General features: G+C 71.8%; 6 protein-coding genes and 1 pseudogene. 2 read left to right on the top strand and 5 right to left on the bottom strand.

The features are described from left to right. Window positions 1–258: 258 nt before the first annotated feature. From narI to AB0G28_RS48370, 4 genes are read right to left on the bottom strand one after another with little or no spacing between them, the layout of a single operon-like run. Complete coding sequence (gene narI / locus AB0G28_RS48355; RefSeq protein WP_361106132.1) at window positions 259–999, bottom strand: respiratory nitrate reductase subunit gamma; 741 nt, start codon at window positions 997–999, stop codon at window positions 259–261. Next, the gene (gene narJ, locus AB0G28_RS48360) at window positions 996–1,607 is read right to left on the bottom strand and encodes a nitrate reductase molybdenum cofactor assembly chaperone (protein WP_361106135.1); all 612 of its coding nucleotides are present in this window, start codon (window positions 1,605–1,607) and stop codon (window positions 996–998) included. The genes narI and narJ overlap by 4 nt, the downstream gene beginning before the upstream one ends. Beyond that, the gene (gene narH, locus AB0G28_RS48365) at window positions 1,604–3,253 is read right to left on the bottom strand and encodes a nitrate reductase subunit beta (protein ID WP_361106138.1); all 1,650 of its coding nucleotides are present in this window, start codon (window positions 3,251–3,253) and stop codon (window positions 1,604–1,606) included. Before narH ends, narJ begins: the two co-directional genes overlap by 4 nt. 1 nt (window position 3,254) lies before the next feature. After that, window positions 3,255–6,935 carry a nitrate reductase subunit alpha gene (locus AB0G28_RS48370; protein ID WP_361106141.1) on the bottom strand — a complete coding sequence of 1,227 codons (3,681 nt, stop codon included), beginning with the start codon at window positions 6,933–6,935 and terminating at the stop codon, window positions 3,255–3,257. Between the two features lie 222 nt (window positions 6,936–7,157). Between AB0G28_RS48370 and AB0G28_RS48375 the strand changes: the two genes are divergently transcribed. Further along, window positions 7,158–8,303 (top strand): MFS transporter, encoded by a 1,146-nt coding sequence (locus AB0G28_RS48375; protein WP_361106147.1) that lies wholly within the window; start codon window positions 7,158–7,160, stop codon window positions 8,301–8,303. Between the two features lie 95 nt (window positions 8,304–8,398). Here AB0G28_RS48375 and AB0G28_RS48380 read toward each other — a convergent pair whose 3' ends face one another. Continuing rightward, entirely contained in the window at window positions 8,399–9,124 is a 726-nt protein-coding gene (locus tag AB0G28_RS48380) for a site-2 protease family protein (RefSeq protein WP_361106144.1), read from the bottom strand. 129 nt (window positions 9,125–9,253) lie between these two features. Here AB0G28_RS48380 and AB0G28_RS48385 point away from each other — a divergent pair. After that, window positions 9,254–9,555, top strand: a pseudogene (locus AB0G28_RS48385) (polyphosphate kinase 2); the annotation flags it as partial.

Here is a 9,555-nt window from a genome sequence, read left to right on the forward strand (position 1 = left end):
GACCTGCGCGCGACGCTCTATGGGCTGGATGCCGTGCTGACCCTGCATTTCGCGCAGGAGGAGGAAGCGTACTTCACGCTCCCGTCCTCCTGAGCCGTCACCACTGAGATCATGAGGACGTGCCCGACGCGGTGTGGGTGCTCAACGCCATGTACGAGCTGGGGCCGGCCGACATCTCCTACGACGAGTACCACCAGGCGCGGCCCGTGATCGACATCGCCTTGTCGCCTTCTGCCCTGGGCACCCTGACGGCACGGGTCACTTCCGGCGGCGGCCCTCCGGCTGGGCCGGCGCCCAGCCCCGGCGCACCGGACGTGAAGCGGCCGCACGATCCCGGGACCGGTACACGATGTACGGCCGCACCAGGTACGTCACCGGTGCCGTGAACGCGTGCACCAGCCGGGTGAACGGCCACAGGGCGAACAGCGCCATCCCGATGAGCACGTGCAGGTGGAACGCGAACCCCGCGTGGCTCATCGCTTCGACGTCCGGCTGGAACACGAACAGCGACCGGAACCACGGGGAGACCGTCAGCCGGTAGTCGTGCTCCTCGCCGCCCGCGGCACCCAGCAGCGTCGTCGCCAGGCCTGCCACGATCGCCGCCACCAGGACCAGGTACATCAGCTTGTCGTTCGCCGTCGTGGCGCGGAAGACCGGGCCCGTCGTGCGCCTGCGGTACACCAGGATCGTCACCCCGGCCAAAGTGGACACTCCGGCGACCGTGCCGAGCACCAGCGCCTGGACGTGGTAGGCCTCCTGGCCCAGGCCCACCGCGTCGGTGAAGCTCTTGGGGATCAGCAGGCCGATCACGTGGCCGGCGATCACCACGAGGAGCCCGAAGTGGAACAGCGGGCTCCCGATCCGCAGCAGCCGGGACTCCTGCAGCTCCGACGAGCGCGTCGTCCAGCCGAACTTGTCGTAGCGGTAGCGCCACACCGTCCCGCCGGTCAGCACGGCGAGCACGACGTACGGGAAGATGCCCCAGAGGAGGACGTTCATCGCGGGGCTCCCGCGGGGACCGTGCCGAACGGGGCGAGCTCCAGGCCGACCTGCTCGCGGGGCGGGCCGCCGCGGGCGAGGGCCTTGGCCGCGGCGACGTCCTCGGGTGACGGGCCGGGCAGCAGGGCGCACACCGCCCGCACCGGTCCCGCGTAGGGCGTGCCGGCTTCGAGCAGCGCGAGGCGGAGCAGTTCCAGGCCCGCGCGGTGCTCTTGCAGGAGCGCCAACCCGTCCACCAGGTCGGCCGTGGCCGCGAACTCCAGGACCGCCGGCAGGTAGTCGGGCAGCTCGGAGCCGGTGAACTCGACGCCGGCGCGGCGGTAGCGCGCCTTCAACGCGGCGAGCGAGCTGCCGCGGCGGCGCGTTTCGCCGTCGCTCCACCAGGTGAGGTAGAGGCAGCAGCGGCGCCGGGTGTCGAACACCTTCACGTAGTGCTCGGCGTCTCCGCCCGAAGCCAGGAACCCCTGGAGGTGGTCACGCGGCACGGAGTCCGGAAGCGCCGAGACGGCCGCTCGCACGGTGGGCAGCGCCGCCTGCTGTGCGTCGTCGGGATACTGCAGGCACAGGGACGCCGCCTGCAGCACCACCCTGGTCTGGTCGGGGGTCATCGGTCGCTCCGGGGTGGGAAGGGCCGGCCCTTGCCGTCCCAGTTGAGGAGGTTGACGCGCGCCCCGGGCAGGCCGAGGTCGGTGACGTTGTCGCTGGTCTGGCGGTCGCGCAGGGCGTGGAACGTCTCGAGGGACACCGGGGTGGCGCGCCCGGAGCCTTCGCCGAACGGGCCGCTGCCGACCATGCCGGGCCCGCCGTCGACGTCGAGGCTGCAGCCCAGTTCCTCCAGCTGGTGGGCTTCGCCGGTGTAGGCGGTGGGGATGACGTACCGCTCGTCGTACTTCGCGATGCCGAGCAGCCGGTACAGCTCCACCAGCTCGCCGCCGGTCATGCCGACCGCCGAAGCGATCGACTCGTCGCGCGGGCGGTCCAGGCTGACGTCCCGCATGTAGGACCGCATCGCGGCCAGCTTCCGGAGCACCCGGTCCACCGGCTCGACGTCGCCGGCGGTGAACAGCTCGGCGAGGTAGCCGATCGGGATGCGCAGGGCCTCGATCGCGCCGAAGAGGTTGCCCGCGGCCTCGCCGTCGTGGCCGGTCTCGGTGAGCCGGTCGACCACCGGCGACAGCGGCGGGATGTACCAGACCATCGGCATGGTGCGGAACTCCGGGTGCAGCGGCAGCGCCACCCGGTACTCCTTGGCCAGCTTGTACACCGGCGACCGCCGGGCGGCGTCGAGCCAGTCCTCGGCGATGCCGTCGCGGCGCGCGGCGGCGATCACCTCGGGGTCGTGCGGGTCGAGCAGGATGTCGAGCTGGGCTTCGTACAGGTCCTTCTCGTCCACCGAAGCGGCGGCGGTGACGCGGTCGGCGTCGTAGAGGAACAGCCCGATGTAGCGCAGCCGGCCGACGCAGGTCTCGCTGCACACCGTCGGCAGCCCCACCTCGACGCGCGGGTAGCAGAACGTGCACTTCTCGGCCTTGCCGGTGCGGTGGTTGAAGTACACCTTCTTGTACGGGCAGCCGGTCACGCACATCCGCCAGCCCCGGCACCGGTCCTGGTCGACGAGCACGATCCCGTCTTCGGCCCGCTTGTACATCGCTCCCGAAGGGCACGACGCGACGCAGGCCGGGTTGAGGCAGTGCTCGCAGATGCGGGGCAGGAAGAACATGAACGCCAGCTCGTAGGAGAACTTCACCTTCTCCTCGGACTCCCGGCGCAGCCGCTCGACGATCGGGTCGCGCGGGCCGTGTTCCGGGGCGCCGCCGAGGTCGTCGTCCCAGTTGGCGCTCCACTCGACGGCCATCGGTTCGCCCGACAGCAGCGATTTCGGCTGGGCGACGGGGAAGTCGTCGCCCAGCGGCGCGTCGGTGAGGTTCTCGTAGTCGTAGGTCCACGGCTCGTAGTAGTCGCGGATGTTCGGCAGCACCGGGTTCGCGAAGATCGTGAACAGCTTCCGGAACCGGCCGCCCGCCTTCAGCTTCAGCCGGCCACGCCGGTTCCGCACCCAGCCGCCGCGCCACTGCTCCTGGTCCTGGTAACGCCGCGGATACCCTTGCCCAGGGCGGGTTTCGACGTTGTTGAACCACGCGTACTCGACGCCGCCGCGGTTGGTCCACGCCTGCTTGCAGGTCACCGAGCAGGTGTGGCAGCCGATGCACTTGTCGAGGTTCATCACCATGCCCAGCTGGGCCATCACGCGCATCTCAGTACTCCACCTTCTGGCTGCGGCGCCGGATGACCGTGACCTCGTCCCGCTGGTTGCCGGTCGGGCCGAGGTAGTTGAACGCGAACGACAGCTGGGCGTAACCGCCGATCAGGTGCGTCGGCTTGACGAGGATCCGGGTCAGCGAGTTGTGGATCCCGCCGCGCCGCCCGGTGTGCTCGGACTTCGGGACGTTCACCACGCGTTCCTGGGCGTGGTAGACGAATACCGTGCCCGCCGGGATGCGGTGGCTGACGACCGCGCGCAGCACCATGACGCCGTTGCGGTTGACCGCCTCCACCCAGTCGTTGTCGCGCACGCCGATGGCGGTCGCGTCGGGCTCGCTCAGCCACACGACCGGGCCGCCGCGGGACAGCGACAGCATGAACAGGTTGTCCTGGTACTCCGAGTGGATCGACCACTTCGAATGCGGGGTCAGGTACCGCACGGTCACCGAAGCGCCGTCGGTCTCGCCGAGGGCCGGCTCGCCGAAGAGCCGGTGCATGTCCAGCGGGACGCGGTAGATCGGCAGGGTCTCGCCCATCTCGTGCATCCAGTCGTGGTCGAGCAGGAAGTGCATGCGGCCGGTGAGGGTGTGCCACGGCTTGCGGCGCTCGACGTTGACCGTGAACGGCGCGTACCGGCGGCCGCCGGTCTCGCTGCCCGACCACTCCGGGCTGGTGATCACCGGCACCGGCTGGGCCTGGGTGTCGGCGAAGGAGATCCGTCTCTCTTCGCTCCCGGCGGCGAGGTCGGCCAGCCGGACCCCGGTGCGGCGCTCCAGCTGTTCGAACCCCTGCACGGCCAGCCTGCCGTTCGTGGTGGCCGACAGCGCCAGGATCGCTTCCGCCAGCTTGGCGTCGGTGTCGATCGCCGGGCGGCCGTCCGCGGCGCCGCCGAGCATGACGCCGTTCTTCGCCGCCAGGCGGGCGATTTCCTCGTCCGGGTGGTAGGTGACGGCCTTGGTGGTCAGGCCCAGGCGGTCGACGAGCGGACCGATCGCGGCCAGCTTGTCGGCCACCGCGGGGTAGTCGCGTTCGACGACGACGAAGTTCGGCATGGTCTTGCCGGGGATCGCCTCGACCTCGCCCGCGCGCCAGTCCAGGACCGTGCCGCCGGGCTGGGCGGTCTCGCCGGGGGTGTCGTGCTGCAGCGGCACGGCGACGACGTCCCGCCGCACGCCGAGGTGCGTGGTGGCGAGTTCGGAGAACCGGCGCGCGATGGCGTGGAAGGCGTCGAAGTCGGTGCGCGCTTCGAACGGCGGGTCGATCGCTGGGGTGAACGCGTGCACGAACGGGTGCATGTCGGTGGTGTTGAGGTCGTGCTTCTCGTACCAGGTCGCGGCCGGCAGCACGACGTCCGACAGCAGCGTGGAGCTGGTCATCCGGAAGTCCAGGGACAGCAGCAGGTCCAGCTTGCCCTCGGGCGGCTCGTCGCCCCGCCATTCGACGTCCTGGGGACGGCGGTCCGGCGGCGTCTGCCCGGCCTCGAGGTTGTTGTGCGTGCCGAGCAGGTGCTTGAGGAAGTACTCGTCGCCCTTGGCCGACGAGCCGAGCAGGTTGGCCCGCCACAACGTCAGGCAGCGCGGCCAGTTCGCCGGGTCGTCGGGGTCGTCGATCGCGAACCTCAGGGTGCCGTCCCGCAGGCGATCGGCGACGTGCGCGGCGACGTCGTAGTCGGCTTCGTCGGCCAGGTCGAGGGGATTGACGTCGAACTGCGGATAGGACGGCATCCAGCCCAGCCGGGCGGACAGCGCGATGGTGTCCATCGTGTGCTTGCCGGCCAGCCTGCCTTCGGCGAGCGGGGAGGTGAGCGCGTCGGCGCGGTAGCCGTCGTAACGCCACTGGTCGGTGTGGGTGTACCAGTAAGCCGTGCCGATCATCTGCCGCGGCGGGCGCTGCCAGTCGGTCGCCATCGCCATCGTGGCCCAGCCGGTCACCGGACGGCACTTCTCCTGCCCGACGTAGTGGGCCCAGCCGCCGCCGTTGCGGCCCATCGAGCCGGTGAGCATCAGCAGCGCGAGCACGGCGCGGTAGGTCGTGTCGCCGTGGAACCACTGGCAGATCCCGGCGCCCATGACGATCATCGTCCGGCCGTGCGACTCCTCGGAGTTGACGGCCATCTCCCGCGCGATCCGGACCACCTGCCCGGCCGGCACCGACGTGATCGCCTCCTGCCACGCGGGCGTGTACGGCTCGGCCGCGTCCTCGTACCCGGTCGGCCAGGTGCCCGGCAGGCCGTCGCGGGAAACGCCGTACTGGGCCAGCATCAGGTCGAACACCGTCGTGACGAGCCGGCCGGCGACGCGGCGGACCGGGACACCCCGGCGCAGCACCCCGCCGGTGCCGTCGAGGGCGTCGAACCGGGGGAGCAGCACCTCGACGGCGTCACCGCCGTGCAGGGTCAGCTGCGGGGCGACGTCACCGAGTTCGAGGTTCCACTTGCCGGCCCCGGCTTCGGTGTAGCGGAAGCCGAGGGAACCGTGGGGTACCAAGGGTTCGCCGGTGCGGCCGTCGATCAGCACCGTCTTCCAGGCCGCGCCTTCGGTGTCCTCGCCGAGGTCGGCGGCGGTGAGGAACTTGCCCGGCACGTACGCGCCGTCGCGCTCGGTGAGGGTGACCAGGAACGGCAGATCCGTGTTGCGCTGCACGTAGTCCACGAAGAACGGGACGCGCCGGTCGACGAAGAACTCCTTCAGCATGACGTGGCCCATGGCCATCGCCAGCGCGCCGTCGGTGCCGGGCTGGGCGGGCAGCCAGGTGTCGGCGAACTTCGTGTTGTCGGCGTAGTCCGGGGAGATCACGACGACCTTCTGGCCCTTGTACCGCGCTTCGGCCATCCAGTGCGCGTCGGGCGTGCGCGTCACCGGGACGTTGGACCCCCACATGAGCAGGTAGGTGGCGTTCCACCAGTCACCCGACTCGGGAACGTCGGTCTGGTCGCCGAAGACCTGCGGGGAGGCCACCGGCAGGTCGGCGTACCAGTCGTAGAACGATGTCATCGCGCCGCCGATCAGCTCGATGAACCGCGAGCCGGCCGCGTGGCTGACCATCGACATCGCCGGGATGGGGGAGAACCCGGCGATCCGGTCGGGGCCGTACGTCTTGATCGTGTGGACGTGGGCCGCGGCGACGATCTCGGTGGCTTCGTCCCACGAGACCCGCACGTGCCCGCCCTTGCCCCGCGCGGACTGGTACCGCTTGCGCTTCACCGGATCGGTGGTGACCTCGGCCCACGCGGCGACGGGATCCCCGAGCCGCGCCTTGGCCTCGCGGTACATCTCGACCAGCACGCCCCGCGCGTACGGGTACCGGACCCGCGTGGGCGAGTAGGTGTACCAGGAGAAAGCGGCACCGCGCGGGCAGCCGCGGGGCTCGTACTCGGGGGAGTCCGGGCCGACCGACGGGTAGTCCGTCTGCTGGGTCTCCCAGGTGATGATCCCGTCCTTGACGTAGACCTTCCACGAGCAGGAGCCGGTGCAGTTCACGCCGTGGGTCGAGCGGACCACCTTGTCGTGGCTCCAGCGGTCGCGGTAGAAGACGTCGCCCTCGCGGCCGCCTTCGGCGAACACCGCCCGCAGATCCGCGGAGGTTTCGCGCCGGGTGAAGAACCGGCCCGTCTTCAGCAGGGCGTCGGCCAGCGGGCCGTCCGTCCCGGTGGAGTCCTTCGCTCCTCGCGCCATGGCGCCTCCCACGATTTCGATCTCGCTGGAAACGATTTCAGGGACGGACGTCCCGAAGCTACGCCGAAGGTCCCCGATCGAGAAGACCAAGGACCATTACCCACCGGCTCCGGGTGATCCGACGATGGCACCGAGGAGCCCACCCCAGAGGAGCCGGCCGTGACGAAATCCTTGCCCCGACGACCCGGAGCCCCGGCCCGGCCGGACGCCCGTGCCGGTCTCATGCTCACGATGGCGACCGCCGGGTTCGCCGTCACGTTCTGGGCGTGGGCGCTGCTCTCCCCGCTGGGCGCGTCGCTGCGGGACCAGCTGCACCTGTCTTCGGTGCAGCAGGCCGTCCTGGTCGCGGTGCCCGTCATCGTCGGCTCGCTCGGGCGGATCCCGGTGGGCGCGCTGACCGACCGGCTCGGCGCCCGCCGGATGTTCCCCGTGGTCGCCCTGCTGACCGCGATTCCGGTGCTCTACCTGGGACACGGCGCCGCTTCGCTGACCGGCTACCTCGTCGGCGGCTTCTTCCTCGGCCTCGGCGGGACGACCTTCGCGATCGGCATCCCGTTCGTCAACTCGTGGTACCCGCCGCAGCGCCGGGGACTCGCGCTCGGCATCTTCGGGGCGGGCATGGGTGGCACCGCGATCTCGGCGTTCTCGACCGTCCAGCTGACCAAGGCGTTCGGGCACGGCTTCCCGTTCGACCTGGTGGCCGGCGTCCTCGTGGCCTACGCGGTGCTCGCGTTCTTCGTCCTGCGCGACCGCGCGGACCGGCCCCGGGCGACCGGAAGCCTGCTCCACCGGCTCGGCATCGCCCTGCGGATGCCGGTGACCAGCCAGCTGAGCGTGCTCTACGCGGTGGCGTTCGGCGGGTTCGTCGCGTTCAGCGTGTACCTGCCGACCTACCTGGTGACGTCGTTCGGCCTGGACCGCGGCGACGCGGCCCTGCGCACGGCCGGGTTCGTGGTGCTCGCCGTGGCGATGCGGCCGGTGGGCGGCTGGCTGTCGGACCGGACGGATCCGGTGAAGCTGCTCGTGGGGGTGTTCGCCGTGGTGGGCGTCCTCGCGCTGGGAGCCGCGTCCGAGCCGCCGCTCGTGCCCGTCGGGACGGCGCTCTTCCTCGGCTTGGCGGGTGCGCTCGGCACCGGGACGGGCGCGGTGTTCGCCCTGGTCGCCCGGCTGGTCGCACCGGCCGAAGTCGGCGCGGTGACCGGAGTCGTGGGCGCGGCCGGCGGTCTCGGCGGATTCTTCCCGCCGCTGGTCATGGGCGCGGTGTACAGCGCGACGGGCTCGTACCTGCTCGGGTTCGTGCTGCTCGCCGCGACCGCGGCGGGCGCCGGCGTCCTCACGGCCACCGTCATCCGGCGGCGGGCCGCTTGACCGCCGCGCGCGTTCCCCGGCTCGGCCGGGGCCCCCGCTCGCCGACGACGGCAGGCGCGGTGGTCTTGGCCGTGGCGGCGGACCGACCCGGCGCGTCAAGACCTCGGCGCGCCGGATCCGTCCGCGCCCGCCGCGAGTTCCGCGCGGGCGTACAGGGCGAGGAACCAGCCGAGGCCGACCAGCCCCAGCCCGGCGAAGCCACCGGACCACAGCAGCCACAGGAGCCCGGTGGACGCCAGCACCACTCCGAGGACGGTGCCGGAGTGCGCTGCCACGGCCTGGGCACGCCGCCGGTCGCCGGTGACCTTCCAGACGACCGCCTGCAGGACGCGGCCGCCGTCCAGTGGCGCGCCGGGCAGCAGGGTGAACGACGCCAGGGCCAGGTTCGTCCAGCCCAGCCAGGTCAGCGTGGGCGCCACGAGCCCGGAGGACAGCAGGCCGGCACCCAGGAACCCGGCGCCGGCCGCGAGGCTCGCCACCGGGCCGGCGATCGCGACGGCGATCGCGGAACGCGGCGTCGGGGGCCCGCCGTCCGGCTCCGTGCGGCCGCCGAGCAGCCACAGGGTGATGCCGTCGACGACGTGGCCGCGGTCCCGGGCGGCCAGCGCGTGGCCGAGCTCGTGCACCAGCAACGACGCGAGGAGGACGACCGACCCCGTCGCGCCGGTCGCCCAGTAGACGACCGGGGACCGGCCGGGCACGGCTTCCGGCAGCGGCGACCGCGCCAGGAACCCGGCGAGCAGCGCCAAGATCGGGAGGACGGACCAGTGCGCGCCGACGCGGATACCGGCCGGGCGCCCGAGCGGGAAGGTGGCAGCCATCGTCCGACCGTCCTCCCGCGGGTGTGCGCGGGGGAGGGCCGCACCGCCCCGGGGCGAGGGACCAAAGGCCCCTGCTCCGCCGACGTCCGGCCGCAGCACGGACGCCGGCCGGGTTCGTAGCGTCGGGGCATGCCCGGAGCCAAGAAGATCCCGCGCGCGGTCTACGAGCGTGAACTGCTGCGCCTGCAAGCCGAGCTGGTGAAGCTCCAGGAGTGGGTCCGGGCGGAAGGAGCGCGCCTGGTCGTGGTGTTCGAGGGCCGCGACGCCGCGGGCAAGGGCAGCACGATCAAGCGCGTCACCGAGCACCTGAACCCGCGGGTGGTGCGGATCGCGGCGCTGCCGAGCCCGACGGACCGCGAGCGGACGCAGTGGTACTTCCAGCGGTACGTCGAGCACCTGCCCGCCGCGGGGGAGATCGTGCTGTTCGACCG

Source organism: Amycolatopsis sp. NPDC021455, from assembly GCF_040640995.1.
GTDB lineage: Bacteria > Actinomycetota > Actinomycetes > Mycobacteriales > Pseudonocardiaceae > Amycolatopsis.